General features: G+C 72.7%; 17 protein-coding genes. 6 read left to right on the top strand and 11 right to left on the bottom strand.

The features are described from left to right. Positions 1–20: 20 nt before the first annotated feature. Positions 21–665 carry a sulfite oxidase-like oxidoreductase gene (locus IE321_RS12325; protein WP_043223051.1) on the bottom strand — a complete coding sequence of 215 codons (645 nt, stop codon included), beginning with the start codon at positions 663–665 and terminating at the stop codon, positions 21–23. Between the two features lie 181 nt (positions 666–846). Here IE321_RS12325 and bfr point away from each other — a divergent pair, with 181 nt between their 5' ends. Further along, the gene (gene bfr / locus IE321_RS12320) at positions 847–1,323 is read left to right on the top strand and encodes a bacterioferritin (protein ID WP_043223049.1); all 477 of its coding nucleotides are present in this window, start codon (positions 847–849) and stop codon (positions 1,321–1,323) included. On the opposite strand, the gene IE321_RS12315 is transcribed toward bfr, so the two are convergent. Beyond that, on the bottom strand, positions 1,320–1,571 hold the full coding sequence (locus tag IE321_RS12315) for a (2Fe-2S)-binding protein (protein WP_190222886.1): 252 nt from the start codon (positions 1,569–1,571) through the stop codon (positions 1,320–1,322). The two genes, bfr and IE321_RS12315, sit on opposite strands and share 4 nt — an antisense overlap. 122 nt (positions 1,572–1,693) lie before the next feature. After that, the gene (locus IE321_RS12310) at positions 1,694–3,046 is read right to left on the bottom strand and encodes a class II 3-deoxy-7-phosphoheptulonate synthase (RefSeq protein WP_372470225.1); all 1,353 of its coding nucleotides are present in this window, start codon (positions 3,044–3,046) and stop codon (positions 1,694–1,696) included. 175 nt (positions 3,047–3,221) lie between these two features. Here IE321_RS12310 and IE321_RS12305 point away from each other — a divergent pair, with 175 nt between their 5' ends. From IE321_RS12305 to IE321_RS12295, 3 genes are all read left to right on the top strand, one after another. Continuing rightward, positions 3,222–6,017, top strand: a complete 2,796-nt coding sequence (locus IE321_RS12305) for an N-acetylmuramoyl-L-alanine amidase (RefSeq protein WP_372470224.1) — start codon at positions 3,222–3,224, stop codon at positions 6,015–6,017. Positions 6,018–6,109: 92 nt separating this feature from the next. Further along, entirely contained in the window at positions 6,110–6,166 is a 57-nt protein-coding gene (locus tag IE321_RS43170; protein WP_107049246.1) for a trp operon leader peptide, read from the top strand. 103 nt (positions 6,167–6,269) lie between these two features. Further along, positions 6,270–8,144 (top strand): anthranilate synthase family protein, encoded by a 1,875-nt coding sequence (locus IE321_RS12295; protein ID WP_190222883.1) that lies wholly within the window; start codon positions 6,270–6,272, stop codon positions 8,142–8,144. Here IE321_RS12295 and IE321_RS12290 read toward each other — a convergent pair. The 4 genes from IE321_RS12290 to IE321_RS12275 form a co-directional block, all read right to left on the bottom strand. Next, positions 8,141–9,142 carry a 2-hydroxyacid dehydrogenase gene (locus tag IE321_RS12290; RefSeq protein WP_043223038.1) on the bottom strand — a complete coding sequence of 334 codons (1,002 nt, stop codon included), beginning with the start codon at positions 9,140–9,142 and terminating at the stop codon, positions 8,141–8,143. The genes IE321_RS12295 and IE321_RS12290 overlap by 4 nt on opposite strands. 78 nt (positions 9,143–9,220) lie before the next feature. Beyond that, positions 9,221–9,868, bottom strand: coding sequence for a response regulator (locus IE321_RS12285; RefSeq protein ID WP_190222908.1), 648 nt, complete (start codon positions 9,866–9,868; stop codon positions 9,221–9,223). A gap of 44 nt (positions 9,869–9,912) precedes the next feature. Next, entirely contained in the window at positions 9,913–11,142 is a 1,230-nt protein-coding gene (macS, locus tag IE321_RS12280) for a MacS family sensor histidine kinase (RefSeq protein WP_043223036.1), read from the bottom strand. 37 nt (positions 11,143–11,179) lie between these two features. Then, the gene (locus IE321_RS12275) at positions 11,180–11,926 is read right to left on the bottom strand and encodes a lysophospholipid acyltransferase family protein (protein WP_190222882.1); all 747 of its coding nucleotides are present in this window, start codon (positions 11,924–11,926) and stop codon (positions 11,180–11,182) included. Between the two features lie 175 nt (positions 11,927–12,101). On the opposite strand from IE321_RS12275, the gene IE321_RS12270 reads away from it, so the two are divergent. Both IE321_RS12270 and IE321_RS12265 read left to right on the top strand, forming a co-directional pair. Continuing rightward, a complete protein-coding gene (locus IE321_RS12270; protein WP_190222907.1) occupies positions 12,102–12,884 on the top strand; it encodes an alpha/beta hydrolase in 783 nt (260 codons plus the stop codon). After that, positions 12,877–13,530 carry a hypothetical protein gene (locus tag IE321_RS12265; RefSeq protein ID WP_190222881.1) on the top strand — a complete coding sequence of 218 codons (654 nt, stop codon included), beginning with the start codon at positions 12,877–12,879 and terminating at the stop codon, positions 13,528–13,530. Before IE321_RS12270 ends, IE321_RS12265 begins: the two co-directional genes overlap by 8 nt. 201 nt (positions 13,531–13,731) lie before the next feature. On the opposite strand, the gene IE321_RS12260 is transcribed toward IE321_RS12265, so the two are convergent. The 4 genes from IE321_RS12260 to IE321_RS12245 form a co-directional block, all read right to left on the bottom strand. After that, entirely contained in the window at positions 13,732–14,487 is a 756-nt protein-coding gene (locus IE321_RS12260) for an endonuclease/exonuclease/phosphatase family protein (protein ID WP_043223030.1), read from the bottom strand. Between the two features lie 73 nt (positions 14,488–14,560). Next, positions 14,561–15,502: an ROK family glucokinase gene (locus IE321_RS12255; RefSeq protein ID WP_043223028.1), complete on the bottom strand. Its 942-nt coding sequence runs from the start codon at positions 15,500–15,502 to the stop codon at positions 14,561–14,563. 66 nt (positions 15,503–15,568) lie between these two features. After that, positions 15,569–16,066, bottom strand: a complete 498-nt coding sequence (locus tag IE321_RS12250) for a DUF5304 domain-containing protein (RefSeq protein WP_043223026.1) — start codon at positions 16,064–16,066, stop codon at positions 15,569–15,571. A gap of 55 nt (positions 16,067–16,121) precedes the next feature. After that, positions 16,122–17,297 carry an ArsA family ATPase gene (locus IE321_RS12245; RefSeq protein WP_190222880.1) on the bottom strand — a complete coding sequence of 392 codons (1,176 nt, stop codon included), beginning with the start codon at positions 17,295–17,297 and terminating at the stop codon, positions 16,122–16,124. Positions 17,298–17,389: the final 92 nt, after the last annotated feature.

Below are 17,389 nucleotides of genomic sequence, written 5' to 3'. Positions count from 1 at the left end.
TACGCGACGGCCCGGGGCGGCTACAGCTCCGGGCCGTCGCCCGGTTCCTCCTGGTACGAGTAGCGCTGCTCGGTCCACGGGTCGCCGAGGTTGTGGTAGCCGCGCTCCTCCCAGAAGCCCCGGCGGTCGGCCGTCATGTACTCCACGCCCCGGACCCACTTCGGGCCCTTCCAGGCGTACAGGTGCGGCACGACGAGCCGCAGCGGGAAGCCGTGCTCGGCGGTGAGCAGCTCACCGTCCTTGTGGGTGGCGAAGATCGTGCCCTCGGCGGCGAAGTCGGCGAGCCGCATGTTGGCGCTGTAGCCGTACTCGGCCCACACCATGACGTGCGTGACGTGCGGCGCGGGCGGCGCGAGTTCCAGGACCGTGCGGGCGGCGACCCCGCCCCACTCGGCGCCGAGCATGCTGAACTTGGTCACGCAGTGCAGATCGGCCACGACCGTGGAGAACGGCAGGGCCGAGAACTCCTCGTGGTTCCAGCAGCGCTTGTCGCCGTCGGCGGTCGCGCCGAAGACGCGGAACTCCCAGCGCTCCGGCTTGAACTTGGGCACCGGCCCGTAATGGGTGACCGGCCAGCCGCGCTGGAGCCGCTGCCCCGGCGGAAGCTCGGGCGAAATCTCCGGCATCCCCACGTCCCGGTGTACTCCGCTCTCCGGCTGACCCATGTCCTCCATGGTGACAGACCGCAAGGGGTGGTCATGACCAGCCACCCGGCCGGACGCGTCCATTCGGGCAAGTCCTACTAAGCCTGCACTTACTGGACGCCCCCCATTTGGAGTGCGAGGATGCGGCCATCCTGCCCCGTGACGGGGTGGATACACCCCGTGATGGAAGGAACCTGGAGCGATGCAGGGCGACCCCGAGGTCCTGGAGTTTCTGAACGAGCAGCTGACCGGCGAGCTGACGGCCATCAACCAGTACTGGCTGCACTACCGCATCCAGGACAACAAGGGCTGGACGAAGCTCGCGAAGTACACCCGCGAAGAGTCCATCGACGAGATGAAGCACGCGGACAAGCTGACCGAGCGCATCCTGATGCTCGACGGCCTGCCCAACTACCAGCGGCTCTTCCACGTGCGCGTCGGCCAGACCATCACCGAGATGTTCCAGGCGGACCGCCAGGTCGAGGTCGAGGCGATCGACCGGCTCAAGCGGGGCATCGAGGTCATGCGCGCCAAGGGCGACGTCACCTCGGCCAACCTCTTCGAGGAGATCCTCGCGGACGAGGAGCACCACATCGACTACCTGGACACCCAGCTGGAGCTGATCGAGTCGCTGGGCGAGGCGCTCTACATCTCGACGCTCATCGAGCAGCCGAGCTAGGCGGCCTCGGGCAGCTCGACGACGGCGTCCTCGGCGGCGAGGGCCGGCATGCCCTGGTCGAGGAGCTCGCGGCGCGGGCAGTTCCCCCGCCCGAGAATGGCCTGAATGCGCCGTACACACGAACCGCAGTCGGTGCCCGCCTTGCAGGCGGAGGCGATCTGGCGGGGCGTGGAGGCGCCGGCTTCCGCGTGCTCCTTGACCTGCTTCTCCGTGACACCGAAGCATGAGCAGACGTACACGCGGATCACCTCCCGTCGAGATCGATTAGGCTAACCTAACCTTACCCGGCGGGCCCGGAGCGCAAAAGCCTTCAATATGACGATGGGGCGCGGATCCCAAGGATCCGCGCCCCATCGTCATAGGTTTCTACTTACTGATCGCGGTACATCTCGGCCACGAGGAACGCGAGGTCGAGCGACTGGCTCCGGTTGAGGCGCGGGTCGCAGGCCGTCTCGTAGCGCTGGTGCAGGTCGTCGACGAAGATCTCGTCGCCGCCGCCCACGCACTCGGTGACGTCGTCACCGGTGAGCTCGACGTGGATGCCACCCGGGTGGGTGCCCAGCTCCTTGTGGACCTCGAAGAAGCCCTTGACCTCGTCGAGCACGTCGTCGAAGCGGCGGGTCTTGTGGCCCGAGGCGGCCTCGAAGGTGTTGCCGTGCATCGGGTCGGTCACCCAGGCGACGGTGGCGCCCGAGGCGGTGACCTTCTCGACCAGCTCCGGGAGCCCGTCCCGGACCTTGTCGGCGCCCATGCGGACGATGAAGGTCAGCCGGCCCGGCTCGCGGTCCGGGTCGAGGCGCTCGATGTACGTCAGCGCCTCCTCCGGGGTCGTCGTCGGGCCCAGCTTGATGCCGATCGGGTTCGCGATCTGCGCGGCGAACTCGATGTGGGCGTGGTCCAGCTGACGGGTGCGCTCACCGATCCAGACCATGTGGCCGGAGGTGTCGTACAGCTTGCCGGTGCGCGAGTCCGTACGGGTCAGGGCGCCCTCGTAGTCGAGCAGCAGCGCCTCGTGCGAGGCGTAGAACTCCACCGCCTTGAACTCGGCCGGGTCGGTGCCACAGGCCTTCATGAAGTTCAGGGCGTTGTCGATCTCGCGCGCCAGCTGCTCGTAGCGCTGGCCCGACGGCGAGGACCTCACGAAGTCCTGGTTCCAGGCGTGCACCTGGCGCAGGTCGGCGTAGCCGCCGGTGGTGAAGGCGCGGACCAGGTTGAGCGTGGAGGCGGAGGCGTTGTACATCCGCTTCAGGCGCTCGGGGTCCGGGACGCGGGCCTTCTCGTTGAAGTCGAAGCCGTTGACGGAGTCGCCCCGGTAGGTGGGGAGCGTCACGCCGTCACGGGTCTCGGTGCCCTTGGAGCGGGGCTTGGAGTACTGCCCGGCGATGCGGCCCACCTTGACGACGGGCACGGACGCCGCGTACGTCAGGACGGCGCTCATCTGGAGCAGGGTCTTCAGCTTGGCCCGGATGTGGTCGGCCGACACCGCGTCGAAGGCCTCCGCGCAGTCGCCGCCCTGGAGCAGGAACGCCTCGCCACGGGCGACGGCTCCCATCCGGGCGCGCAGCTGGTCGCACTCGCCGGCGAAGACGAGCGGAGGATACGACTCGAGGTCCGCGATCACATCGCGCAGAGCCTCGGCATCGGGGTACTCGGGCTGCTGCGCCGCGGGCAGGTCTCGCCAGGTCGCCTTGGCGACGGCGTGGGATTCAGCGTTCACGGTCACGCGGACCACACTACGGGGTTCTTCGTCCTGTCCTGTCCCCTGCCCAGTGACTGAGACGCGCATCCGTTATGTCCGGGCGTGATCTTCACGCCATCGAGTGATGTTACCCTCGGGCCCGTTTAGCAAACGAGCAAACCTGCTCGCCAAATACATAGCTGACAACACAGGGGTGGGCGTGACCCAGAGTCACCGCAGGGATCGCAAAAAGAAACGACTCTTGTACGGAGCGGCGGCCGCCGTCGTCGCCACCGCCACGATCGGCACCCTCGCGGTCGCCTCGCCGAGCCTCCTCGGCACGACCGGCGACGCGAAGCCCGGCGGCGACGCCACGCTCCAGGAGCAGTTCGCCGCGGCGGCGACGGAGTTCGACGTGCCGCAGAGCGTGCTGATGGCGGTGTCGTACCGCCAGACGCGGTGGGAGTCGCACGACGGGCAGCCGAGCACGACCGGCGCGTACAACGTGATGGGCCTGACGGACGTCGACGCCGAGGACATCGAGCAGCCCACCGACGAGGAGCGCCTCGCGCACCTCAACGCGAGCGGCAAGGCCGAGATCGAGAAGACCTTCGACAAGGCCAAGGCGCTGGCCGCGCTGTCGAAGGAGAGCGTCGACACCGACGACCCCCGGCTGCACACCCTGGACAAGGCCGCGAAGCTGATCGGCAGCGACGCCGAAACCGTGAAGAACGACACCGCCGCGTCCGTCCGCGCCGGTGCCGCGCTGCTCGCCGAGTACCAGAAGCAGGCCGGCGCCGAGCTGTCCGGGGACCCGTCCGACTGGTACCCGGCCGTGGCCCGCTACAGCCAGTCCCCCGACAAGAAGGGCGCCGACCTCTTCGCGGAGCGCGTCTTCGAGTCGATCAAGACGGGCGAGCAGGCCGTCACCACCGAGGGCCAGCCGGTCACCCTGCCGGCCGAGCCCGCGGTGGAGCCCGACAAGCCGTCGAACGTGCCGCTGGCCGCGACCTTCGCGAGCACCACGGCGAACCCGACGCCCGAGTGCCCCCCGACCGGTCTGGTCTGCGACTACCGCCCGGCCGAGGTCCCGAGCACCGGCCAGCGGAACTACACGCTCGCCGAGCGGGCCAAGGGCACCCAGCTGGACATCAGCCGGATCGTGATCCACGACACCGAGGGCAGCTACGAGGGCACCATCGCCGCCTTCCAGAGCGCGACGGCCAAGGGCAGCGCCCACTACCTGATCCGCGCGAGCGACGGTCTGGTCACCCAGATGGTCCAGAACAAGAACATCGCCTGGCACGCGGGCAACTGGACCGACAACATGCACGCCATCGGCGTGGAGCACGAGGGCTACGCCATCAAGGCGGGCCAGTGGTACACCGAGCCCCAGTACGAGTCCTCCGCCAAGCTCGTGAAGTACCTCGCGGCCCAGTACGGCATCCCGCTGGACCGCGAGCACGTCATCGGCCACGACGAGGTCGCCGGCCACGTCGACGCCAAGGTCGCGGGCATGCACTGGGACGCCGGTCCGTTCTGGGACTGGAACCACTACATGTCCCTCCTCGGCGCCCCGACCGGCGCCGGCGGCGCGGGCGGACTGCTCCAGCCCGGCCAGCTGGTCCGGGTCGTCCCGCCGTTCACCTCGGCGAACCAGCCGAAGATCACCTACGGCGGCGGCACCGTCGCCGCCCAGCCGGCCAACTTCGGCTACCTGTACACGACGCCGTCCACGACGACGCCGATCAAGGACGCGTACATCCCCAACGTCCTGTGGAGCGACGGCCCGAACTGGGGCAACAAGGTCCGCGCGGGCGGCACCTACGTCGTGACGGGCGTCCAGAACAACTGGACGCAGATCTGGTACGGCGGCCAGAAGGCGTGGTTCCAGAACCCGGGCGGCCAGTACACGTCCGTGGTCAAGGACACCACGCAGCGGGTCCTCAAGGCCGCCCCCGGCAAGACCCCGCTGATCTACGGTCGCGCCTTCCCGGAGAAGGCCGCCTACCCCGGCACCGGCGGCGTCGACGCCCCCACCGACAACCCGGACTACCTGTCGAAGTACGCCTTCGGCACCGGCGGCGCGTACGTGAAGGCGGGCCCGGCGGTCAAGGGCGACGACTACTTCGGCTCCGCCCAGACGAACGTCGTCGGCACCGACACGTACATCCCGATCCGCTACAACCACCGCATGGCGTGGGTGAAGGCCTCGGACGTCGTCGAGGCCCCGGCGGCCCCCGCGGTGGACGCCACCAACCGCAACAACATCCTCGCCCGTGACTCCGCCGGCGTCCTGTGGCAGTACCAGGGCTCCGGCAACCCGGCCGCCCCGTTCCTGGCCAAGTACCGGGTCGGCGCCGGCTGGCAGGGGTACGACATCCTCACGCCGATGTCGTTCCTGCGGGCCGACGGGACCGGCGACGCGGTGGCGCGGGACAAGGACGGCGTCCTCTGGTACTACAAGGGGTCCGGCAACCCGAACACGCCGTTCAAGGCGCGCCAGCGGGTCGGCGGCGGGTGGCAGGTCTACGACAAGCTGCTCGGTGTGGGCGACATGAACGCCGACGGCAGGACCGACCTGATCGCGCGCGACAAGACCGGCGTCCTGTGGCTGTACAAGAACACCGGCGCCTCCCCCAACCCGTTCGCGACCCGCGTCAAGGTCGGCGGCGGCTGGCAGACCTACAACGAGCTGATCAGCACCGGCGACATGACCGGTGACGGCAGGCCCGAGCTGATCGCGCGCGACAAGACCGGCGTCCTGTGGCTGTACAAGAACACCGGCGGCTCCCCCAACCCGTACGCGACCCGCGCCCAGGTCGGCGGCGGCTGGCAGGCCTACAACACGATGGTCGGCACCGGTGACCTGGACAAGGACGGCAAGGCGGACCTGATCGCCCGCGACGCCTCCGGCGTCCTGTGGTTCTACAAGAACACCGGCGGCTACCCCAACCCCTACGCCCCCAAGGCGCAGGTCGGTGGCGGCTGGCAGGCGTACAACCTGATCGTCTGACCGGGTCACGCTCCTCGAACGGGGCCCGTTCCGCACCCTCCACGGTGTGGGACGGGCCCCGTTCGCGCGTCCCGCTGGGTTACAGTGCTCGCATGTACGCGCTGCCGACCCAGAACTGGTGGTGGACCGTCCCTCCGGCGGCCCACTGACTGCGCGTATCCGAAGACCACGCGAAGGCCGCCCGAGGGGCGGCCTTTCTCGTACCCGCGAGGCCGTTCCTCTCCGCACTCCGACCGGAAGGAACCCACTGCCATGGACTTCGACCTCTCCCGTCTCCTCGACGACTCCGCCCCGCCGTTCGCCCTGCTGCGCCGCCGCACGCCCGGCCGTGACCACGACACCGTCGAGGTGCTGACCGGCGCCGTCCACGAGGTGGAGCGGCTGGCCCAGCTGCCGGTGGGCGAGCGGCCGGCGCTGGCGCTGGTGCCGTTCCGGCAGATCCGGGAGCGCGGCTTCGACGTGCGGGACGACGGGACGCCGCTGTCGGTGCTGGTCGCCGACGAGACGTACGAGCTGCCGCTGGACGAGGTGCTGGACGCGCTGCCCGCGCACCCCGTCACGGTGACCGGCGGACGGTTCGACGTCTCCGACGAGGAGTACGCGGCCACCGTGCGGCGGGTGATCGAGGAGGAGATCGGCGGCGGCGAGGGAGCGAACTTCGTCATCCGGCGGACGTACACCGGCGAGATCCCCGGCTTCGGGCGGGCCGACGCGCTGGCCCTCTTCCGGCGGCTGCTCGCGGGCGAGCGGGGGGCGTACTGGACCTTCGTCGTGCACACCGGGGAGCGGACGCTCGTCGGGGCCAGCCCCGAGGTGCACGTGCGGATGGCGGGCGGGACCGTGGTGATGAACCCGATCAGCGGCACGTACCGCTACCCGGAGGGGGAGGCGCCGACCGCCGAGGGGCTGCTCGGCTTCCTCGCCGACCGCAAGGAGACCGAGGAGCTCTCCATGGTGGTGGACGAGGAGCTGAAGATGATGTGCACGGTCGGGGACATGGGCGGCGTGGTGATCGGCCCCCGGCTCAAGGAGATGGCCCATCTCGCGCACACCGAGTACGAGTTGCGCGGCCGGTCCTCGCTGGACGTGCGGGAGGTGCTGCGGGAGACGATGTTCGCGGCGACCGTGACCGGCTCGCCGGTGCAGAACGCCTGCCGGGTGATCGAGCGCCACGAGGCGGGCGGGCGCGGCTACTACGCGGGCGCGCTGGCCCTGCTCGGCACGGACGCGCACGGGACGCAGACGCTGGACTCCCCGATCCTCATCCGGACCGCCGACATCGCGCCCGACGGTCGGCTGCGGGTGCCGGTGGGCGCGACGCTGGTGCGGCACTCGGACCCGGCGGGCGAGGTCGCGGAGACCCACGCGAAGGCGGCGGGGGTGCTGGGGGCGCTCGGGGTGCGGGAGGGGCGCCCGGCGGAGGACGCCGCCGGCCGGCCGCGGCTCGCGGACGATCCGCGGGTGCGGGCCGCGCTGGACGCCCGGCGGGCGGACCTGGCGCCGTTCTGGCTGCGGATGCAGACCCGGTCGGCGGAGCTGACGGGCCACGCGCTGGTGATCGACGCCGAGGACACCTTCACGGCCATGCTGGCGCACCTGCTGCGCTCCTCGGGCCTGGAGGTGTCGGTGCTGCGCTACGACGAGCCCGGGCTGCGGGAGTTGGCACTCGCCCACGAGGGTCCGGTGGTGCTGGGGCCCGGCCCGGGCGACCCGTCGGACGCGGCGGACCCGAAGATGCGGTTCCTGCGCGGGCTCGCCGCGGAGCTGCTGCGCGGGCACCGGCACGGGCTGCTCGGGGTGTGCCTCGGGCACGAGCTGATCGCGGCCGAGCTGGGCCTGGACATCGTGCGCAAGCGCGTCCCGTTCCAGGGCGCGCAGGTGCGGATCGACCTGTTCGGCCAGGAGCGGACGGTCGGCTTCTACAACAGCTTCACGGCCCGCTGCGACGAGCGGGAGGCGACGGAGCTGGCGCTGCACCGGATCGAGGTGAGCCGGGACGCGGAGTCGGGCGAGGTGCACGCGCTGCGCGGCCCGGGCTTCGCGGGCGTCCAGTTCCACCCGGAGTCGGTGCTGACCCTGGAGGGCGCCTCGCTCACGGCCGGGCTCCTCGCCGGGGTGCTGGTCTAGGAGGCGGCCCTGGGGACCAGGACGTTCTCGCCGCGCCTGCCTTGGGTGTAGTCGAGGACGTTCTGGACCGTGGTGTCGATGATCTGGCCGACCGCGTCGACGGTGTAGTACGCCTGGTGGCTGGTCACGACGACGTTCGGGAAGGTCACCAGGCGGGCCAGGGTGTCGTCCTCGACGCCGGCGAGGGACTTGTCGAGGAAGAAGAGGCCCGCCTCCGCCTCGTAGACGTCGAGGCCGACGCCGGCGAAGCGGCCGGAGCGGAGCTCGGTGACGAGGGCGTCGGTGTCGACGAGTCCGCCGCGGCTGGAGTTGACCAGGATCGCGTCGTCCTTCATGGCCTTGAGGGCGGCGGCGTCGATGATGTGCTGGGTGGCGGGGAGCAGCGGCACGTGGAGGCTGACGAGGTCGGCCTCGGCGAGGAGCCGGTCCTTGTCGACGTACTCCATGCCCAGTTCGACGCAGGCGGGGTTCTCGGCGACGTCCCAGCCGAGGAGCCGCATGCCGAAGCCGTGGGCGATCCGGGCGAACGCCTCGCCGATCTTGCCGGTGCCGAGGACGCCGGCGGTGCGGCCCCGCATGTCACGGCCCATCAGGCCGTCGAGGCGGAAGTCGAAGTCGCGGGTGCGGTTGGAGGCGCGGACGATCCGCCGGTTGACGGCCATCGCGAGGGTCCAGGCGAACTCGGCGACCGAGTACGGCGAGTAGTACGAGACCCGGGCGACGGTGAGGCCGAGGCGCTCGGCGACCTCCAGGTCGATGTTGTTGAAGCCGGTGGAGCGCTGGGCGATCATCTGGGTGCCGCCGGCCGCCAGGGTCTGCAGGACCCGGTGGTCGAGGATGGCGTTGACGCTGGTGGAGATGATCTCGTAGCCGGCCGCGATGGGGGCGGTGTCCTCGGTGAGGAAGACGTCGAGGCAGCGGACGTCGTGGTGACCCTCGAACGCCTTCTCGATCATCGGCTTCTCGTCCGCCTGCACGCCGAATGCCAGGATCTCCACGACAGTCCTCTCGCCGAAAAGCCGCATACGCGCCCGAATATACGGCCCTGTCCCCCGTCCCGCCCGGCGCCCGGCCGGTCAGCCCTCGTCGAGGCCGCGTTCGATCGCGTACCGGACCAGCTCGACGCGGTTGTGCAGCTGGAGCTTGCCCAGGGTGTTCTGGACGTGGTTCTGCACGGTGCGGTGCGAGATGACCAGCCGCTCGGCGATCTGCTTGTAGCTGAGGCCCTTGGCGACCAGCCGCAGCACCTCGGTCTCGCGGTCGGTGAGGCGCGGCGCCTCGGGCTCGCCCGCGCCGGCCGCCGGGGCGGGTTCGGAGGCGAGGCGGCGGTACTCGCCGAGGACCAGGCCGGCGAGGCCGGGGGTGAAGACGGGGTCGCCGGCGGCGGTGCGGCGGACCGCGTCGGTCAGCTCCTCGGTGCTGGCCGACTTCAGCAGGTAGCCGGTGGCGCCGGACTTCACGGCCTCCAGGACGTCGGCGTGCTCGCCGCTCGCCGAGAGGACCAGGACCCGCAGCCCGGGCAGCGTCCCGACCAGCTCCTTGCAGACCTGGACGCCCGGCTTGGCCGGCAGGTTCAGGTCCAGGACGAGGACGTCGGGGGCGGCGGCCGGGGCCCGGCGGACGGCCTGCTCGCCGTCGCCCGCGGTGGCGACGACGGTGAAGCCCGCCTCGGCCAGGTCGCGGGCGACGGCGTCCCGCCACATGGGGTGGTCGTCGACGACCATCACCTTGATCGACCGGTCGGGACCCGTCTGGGTCTGCGCCTCGTTCACTTCTCTCCTGCCTTCCCCCGTGCGCCCCGCGCGGGTCGCGGGACCTTCAGTTCGACTTCGGTGCCCTGGCCGGGGACCGAGATCAGCTCGGCCGTGCCGCCCAGGTCGCGCAGGCGCCCCCGGATGGAGAGCGCGACGCCCATCCGCCCCTCGCCCTCCGCCTCGGCGAGCCGGCCCTCCGGGATGCCGGGCCCGTCGTCCCGGACGGTGACGATGACCTCGTCGTCCCAGTCCTCGACGAGGATCCAGGCGCGCGCGTCCGAACCCGCGTGCACCCGCACGTTGTCCAGGGCGGCGCCGACGGCGGCGGCCAGCTCGCGGGCGGCCACGGAGGGCAGCGGCACGGGCACCCCGGGGTCGGAGAGGGTGACGCGGGCGCCGGCCCGCGGGGCGAGCAGCGTGCGCAGGTCGACGGGGGTGTCGTCGGCGGGCTCGTCGTCGACCTCGACGACCCGGACGACCGCGCCCTCGGACTCGTCCTCGGAGACGTGGCTGGTACGGGTCAGTCCGCCGGCCACCAGGGTCCGCAGGGCGACCTCCTGCTCGCCGGCCATCCGGCCCAGCTCGGCGGCCTCGCCGCCGAGGGCGGTGCCGCGCCGCTGCACCATGGCGAGGACCTGGAGGACGCTGTCGTGGATGTCGCGGGCGAGGCGCTCGCGCTCCCGGGTGGCGGCCTCGATCTCCAGGGCGCGGGCGAGGGTGCGCTCGGAGGCGCGGGCGACCTCGACGACGTAGCCGATGGCGATGGAGGCGACCCAGACGAGGAGCACGTTGTGGACGGTGTCCCGGGTGGGGTGGCCCCGCTCGATGATGTTGGCGACGGCGACGAGGGAGGAGGCGAAGCCGGCCCACCGCCAGCCGCCCTTGATGGCGTAGGCGAGGACCGAGCCGGCGGTCCATATCGTCGGCAGCGTGGGGCCGTCGACGGACTGGGCGTGGGCGTCGGCCAGCGGGGTGAGGAGGATGCCGGTGAGGGCGAGGGCCAGGTCGGCGACGAGGAAGCGCTTGGTGCAGCTGGCCGCGTTCGCCACCTTGGGCAGGGTGGCGAGGGTCCAGACGCAGAGCACCGCCAGGTAGGCGACGGCGATCCAGGGCCGTTCGTAACGGTCCCGGCCGGTGGCGAAGATCAGCACCGCGTAGACCATCGTCAGGACGCGGTACCCGGTCAGCGCCCGCCACAGCGGCTGCTCGACCGACATGCGCACGACACGCTCGCGCTTGGCCATCTCCCCCACCCCCACCGGCGCCCCCTCGACGGGAACGTCAGGCGCCGGACTCTTCCCGTGCGGCGATCTCCGCCTTCACGGCCTCCTTGGCGGCCTTCTCGGCCTCCGCGAGCTGCCGCTTGGCGGCGGTCGCGTAGATGTCCACGTACTCCTGGCCGGACAGCTTCATGATCTCGTACATGACCTCGTCGGTCACCGAGCGGAGGATGAAGCGGTCGCCGTCCATGCCCTGGTAGCGGGAGAAGTCCAGCGGCTTGCCGATCTTGATCCCGGGGCGCATCAGCTTCGGGAGGACCTTGCCGGGCGGCTGGATCTTCTCGGTGTCGATCATGGCGACGGGGATCACCGGGGCGCCGGTGGCCAGCGCGACCCGGGCGAGCCCGCCGGGCTTGCCGCGGTAGAGCCGGCCGTCGGGCGAGCGGGTGCCCTCGGGGTAGATGCCGAAGAGGCCGCCGCCCTCGATGACCTCGATGCCGGCCTTGATCGCCGCCTCGCCGGCGCCGCGGGCGCCCGAGCGGTCCACCGGGAGCTGCCCGACGCCCTTGAAGAAGGCGGCGGTCAGACGGCCCTTCACACCGGGCGTGGTGAAGTACTCCGCCTTGGCGATGAAGGTGACCTTGCGGTCGAGGACCGCGGGCAGGAAGAAGGAGTCCGAGAAGGACAGGTGGTTGCTGGCCAGGATCGCGGGCCCTTCGGCGGGCACGTTCTCCAGGCCCTCCACCCAGGGCCGGAAGGCGAGCTTCAGGGACCCGCCGATGGAGAACTTCATTGCGCCGTAGATCAACTCGCCATGCCTTCCGTGTGCCGTCGCCCCGACTTTATCCCGTGGTGACGTGCCGCCCCCGCTGCGGCCCTGGTCGGTGTCGGTCCGGTCGCGTACCGTGAAGGTCCTTCCCCCCGTCGCCGCACGGTTCCTGCGCCCCGACGCGCCGGAGCCGCAGACCGAACAGGAGACCCCGGTGCCGGTCCTTCCCGGAGCCGAGCCGTACCGCCATGACGGCGGAGAGGTCGGCGTCCTTCTCTGTCACGGATTCACCGGTTCCCCGCAGTCGATGCGCCCGTGGGGCGAGTACCTCGCGGACCGCGGCCTGACCGTGTCGGTGCCCCTGCTGCCCGGGCACGGCACGCGCTGGCAGGACATGCAGCTCACCACCTGGCACGACTGGTACGCGGAGGTGGACCGGGCGCTGCGCGAGCTGACCGCCCGCTGCTCCACGGTCTTCGTCTTCGGCCTCTCCATGGGCGGGGCGCTGACCCTCCGGCTGGCCGCGAAGCACGGCGACGCGGTCCGCGGCATCGTGCTGGTCAACCCGGGCAACAAGGTGCACGGCCTGGCCGCGCACGCCCTGCCCGTCGTGCGGCACCTCGTCCCCACGACGAAGGGCGTCGCCAACGACATCGCGAAGGAGGGCGCCACCGAGGTCGGGTACGACCGCGTCCCGCTGCACGCGGCGCACTCGCTGCGGCGGTTCTTCCGGCTGGTGGACGCCGAGCTGCCGCAGGTCACCCAGCCCCTCCTGCTGCTGCACAGCCCGAACGACCACGTGGTGCCGCCGGCCGACTCGGCCCGGGTGCTCAGCCGGGTCTCCTCCACGGACGTCCGGGAGGTCCTGCTGGAACAGAGCTACCACGTCGCGACGTTGGACCATGACGCGGAGAGGATCTTCGAGGAGAGTCTGGCGTTCGTCGAGCGCCTCGCCCCGGGAGTCGTGGGCGGGAAGGGGAGCAGGAGCGGTGGCTGACCAGCAGGACGGCGGCGAGCGGGAGCCGCAGCCCATCGACGAGGAGGCGGCGTGGGCCGCGATCGTCGCGGGGTACGGCGAGGAGCCCGTGGACCCGCCGGGGGCACGGCCGTACCGGCCGATCGAGAACCTGCGGCTGCCCGAGCCGGAGGAGCTGGAGGCCCGCGAGGCCCGGGCCGCCTCGGGCGCCGACGTGCCGAAGCCGGACAAGACGAAGCGGGAGCCGGCCCCGGCCGAACCGGAACCCGAGGCGGGTGACGACGACGGCCCCGGTGACGCCCGGCCGGCCCTCGGCAGCTCGATCACCTTCGCGCCCGGCGTGCGGCCGAGCGGCGGTCCGCGCGACTACAGCCTGTCCGAGCCCGAGGAGGGCCCCGGCGGCGCGGACGAGGGGCACTTCGTGCCGCCCGAGCCGCCGCCGCTCCCGGAGGCGGACACCACCACCAAGTTCGCCTGGCTCGCGGTGGTCGGCGGCCCGGTCCTGATGCTCCTCGCGGTCCTGCTCCGGTGGGACATGACCTGGTGGCTCACCACCCTGTGCATCGGCGGCTTCCTCGGCGGCTTCGTCACCCTGGTGGCCCGCATGAAGGGCGACGACGAGGACGGCGACGGCTACGACGACCCGGGCCGCGGCGCGGTGGTGTGACCCGCCCCGGGCCGCGGCGCGACGGTGTGACCCGCATCGGACCGCCGCCCGCGGCCTGACCGCCGCCGGCACCGGCACCGGCACCGGCAGGTGGGCAGTACCTCCCGACGCCGCTCTCGCACCACTCGCCGCCGGGAGCGCCTCCCGGGCTTCGACCGGCTGCGGCGGACTCCGCCCGCCGGCCGAGGGCCGGGCGGATCGTCAGACCGCCGCCCGCAGCCTGACCGCCGCCAGCACCGGCAGGTGATCCGTGGCGGCGGTCAGGTCGGTCGGGTCGAGGTGGGGCGGGACGCCGCAGCCGAGGAAGTCGACGCCGTCCGTGGCCAGGATCGCGTCGATGCGCTGGTGCGGACGGTCCGCGGGGTGGGTGTGCGCGGTCCCGCGGGGGGCCGCGTCCCAGCCGTCGCGGAGGGTCGCCGTGAGCCGGGTGAAGGCGGGGCCGCCGGGGCGCTCGTTGAGGTCGCCGGCGACGATCGTGTACGGGGTGCCCAGCGCGGCGACCCGGTCGAGGACCAGCCCGGCCTGGGCGTACCGCTCGTCCTCGCGCAGGCCCAGGTGGCAGCTGACGAGACCCAGCCGTACGGCTCCGAAGCGGACGACGGCGGTGGCGAGGCCGCGCCGGTGCAGTCCGGGGGTGAGCGGCAGGAGCACGTCCTCGGTCCGCTCGACGGTGGCGCGCAGCGAGCAGAGCAGCATCGGGCCCGCGGCGGTCGCCCCGCCGGAGAGCATGACCAGTTCGCTCTTGGCGGCCAGCCGGGCGGCGTGCTTGCGCCAGCGGAAGAAGCGCGGGGCCTCCTGGACGAGGACGACGTCGGGGGCGCAGGCCCGGATCACCCGGGCGAGGGCGTCCTCGTCGTCGCGCATCGAGCGGATGTTGTAGCTGAGGATCCGGACCACGGCGGAGCCGTCCGGCTCGGTACGGGAGGCGGGCAGCGCGCCCGTCGCGTCGAGGGCCATGGGCCCACGATAAGGCGGATGCCCGCCCCGCCCCAGGGGGCGCGGCGGGCATCGGCCGGACGGGACGCGGGGATCAGCCCTGGCGGGCCAGGTCCGCGGCGCCGACGAGACCGGCCTTGTTCCCGAGCTGGGCGGCGAGCACCTGGGCGTGCGGTCGCCACTGGCCGCCGATCAGCCACCGCCGGAAGGACTTCCGGATCGGGTCCAGGACGAGGTCGCCCTCGTCCGAGACGCCGCCGCCGACGATGAACGCCGACGGGTCGAAGAGCGACGCCAGGTCGGCGAGGCCCGCGCCGGCCCAGCGGGCCAGCTCGCGGAAGGAGTCCACGGCGACCGGGTCGCCCGCGCGGGCGGCCTCGCTGACGTGCTTGCCCTGGATGCCGTCCGGGGAGCCGTCGCCCAGGCCGAGCAGGATCTCGGCCCGCTCCGGGGTGGCGTTGGCGCGCTGCCGGGCGTACCGGACGAGGGCGCGGCCGGAGGCGTACTGCTCCCAGCAGCCCTGGCTGCCGCAGCCGCACAGCAGGCCGTCGGGGACGACCCGGATGTGGCCGAACTCGGCGGCGACGCCGAAGCGTCCGCGGCGCAGCTTGTTGCCGATGATGATGCCGCCGCCGAGGCCGGTGCCGAGGGTGATGCAGATGACGTCCTCGTGGCCCTGGCCGGCACCGAAGCGGTACTCGCCCCAGGCGGCCGCGTTGGCGTCGTTCTCGACGACGACGGGCAGGCCGACGCGCTGCTCGACCTTGTCCTTCAGCGGCTCGTGCCGCCAGTCGATGTTCGGCGCGAAGAGGACCGTGGCCCGCTTGTCGTCGACGTATCCGGCGGCGCCGATGCCGACGGCCTCGATCCGGTGTCCCTTGCCAGCCTCGGAGACGGCCGCGCAGATGGCGTCGACGATGCCTTCGGGGGTCGGCGGGGTGGGCACCGTGTGCGTGTCGAGGATGTTGCCCTCCTCGTCGACCACGCCGGCCGCGATCTTCGTGCCGCCGATGTCGACGCCGATGGTGAGTCCCATGAATCCCTCAGTTTTCGGTCGAGCCCCGCTAGGGCCCACCGTACCCGAGGGGAGGCGCCGTACTGATCAGTCCAGGTCGATCGGACGGCCGGTGGTGGGGCCGTCCTCGCCGTCGCGGCGCTCCTCCGGGGAGGGCTCGCGGGGGGTGTCGGCGGCGCGCCGGGGGTCGTCCTCGGAGAGGTCGGGGCCCCGGGTCCAGCGGGTCTCGTGGCCCTCGACGGCCGAGCGGTAGGCGGCGAGGAGTTCGCTGCCGGCGGCGGCGAGGTGGTCGAAGACCTGCGGGTTGCGCTCGATGACGGGCTCGACGGCGGCCTTCGCCTGGTTGACGAGGCCCTTGACGGTCTCGGCGGCCTGGGCGGCGGCTCCGGCGGCGTTCTGCCCGCCGAACAGCGGGGCCGCGGCGCCGAGTCCGCCGGTGAGCTTCTCGGCGACGGCCTCGAAGAGCCTGCGGAACTCCTCGGCGGGCGAGCCGGGTTCCTCCCCGTGCCGCGCGCGGCGGCGGGCCTTCTCCGCCTCCAGGTCCTCGGCACACGCGTCGGCCCAGGCGTCCGGATCGCTGCTCATGGCGTACTCCTCCGTCGCTTCCCTTCCTTCGACGGTACACGCCCGGGGGCGGGGGTCAGGAGGGCTCGGGCCACAGTCCGGGGTCGGGGGCGAAGCGGATGGCGAGGTCGCCGTCGACGAGTCCGGCGCCGGTGACGGTGCAGCGGCGCAGGGCGGGAGGGAGGGGAAGGGTGCGGCGGAAGGGGCCGGCGCCGAGGAGGAGCTCGTCGCCCCGGCGGACGAGGGAGAGGTCCTGCTTGACGGCGCCGGGCAGCGGCAGGTGCCAGACGAGCACGCCGTCCTGGGCGCGCCGGTCCTCGACGGCCGGTGCGGGCGCGGGGGCGGGCGGCAGGCCGGGCCGGACGGCGGCGAGCAGGGCGAGGTCCTCGGGACCGCGCGGGTCGCGGCCGAGGTGCGGCAGCTCGTGGAGGACGTCCCCGGCGTCGGCGCGGAGGGCCGCCAGGTGCCGGTGCTGCTCGGCGGTGAGGGCGGCGAGCCAGGGGTCCTCGGAGGCGGCGGGCAGGAGCCGGTTGGCGATCACGGCGTCGAGGGCGAGGCCCTGGAGGGCGAGGCCGAGGCGGGCTTCGCGGAGGGTGGCGGCGGCGGCCGGGCCGGGTTCGAGGACGAGCCGGACGGTGGTCCCGGGGGCCTCGACGACGGCCTGGACGGCGGCGAGTTCCCGCTCCCAGCGGGCGGTGGTCTCGTACAGCCACCGGGCGGGCATGGGGACGCCGGCGAGCTGGGCGAGCATCGGGCGCAGGGCGCGGGCGGCCTGCCGCTCGGGCGGCAGCAGCCGGCGCAGGTAGCGGCGGAGCTGTTCGGGGAGGGCGAGGACGGTCAGGGCCTCGCGCAGCGGCGGCAGGTCGACGACGGCGACGTCGTGGTCCCCGGCGGCGGCCTCGCGCACCGCCCTGAGCAGGGCGAACTGGCGGCTGCCGGGCAGTTCGGTGAGCTCCGCGTCCTCGAAGGGCGAGGCCCCGAGGAGGTCGAGCGCGGTCGAGGAGCGGGCCTGGAGGGCGAGGAACTCCCGCCGGAAGTCCCCCGCCGGGTCGGGCCGCAGCACGGTGAGCGTCCCGGGCCCCGCGGCACCGGCGGTGTCGGCGACGTCGGCGACCGGTCCGGGCCGCGCGGGGTCCGCGTCGCCGGGGACGAGCAGCACCCGCCGCCCCGCGTGGGCCTCGGCGAGGGCGGTCGCGACGGCGACCGTGGTGCGCCCGGCGCCGCCGGCTCCGGTGACGAGGATGATCCGCATACGGGTGACGCTACCGCGCGGCGCCGGAGCACCGGGCGGCGGGCGCGGGACGGGGCCGGGCCGCGTGGCCGGGCCGTGCCCGTCGGGGCGGC

Origin of the sequence: Streptomyces hydrogenans (assembly GCF_014656075.1) — a bacterium.
Taxonomy (GTDB): Bacteria; Actinomycetota; Actinomycetes; order Streptomycetales; family Streptomycetaceae; genus Streptomyces; species Streptomyces hydrogenans.
The sequence above is the reverse complement of the archived record's forward strand: the minus strand, read 5'-3'. Positions and strand labels throughout refer to the sequence as shown.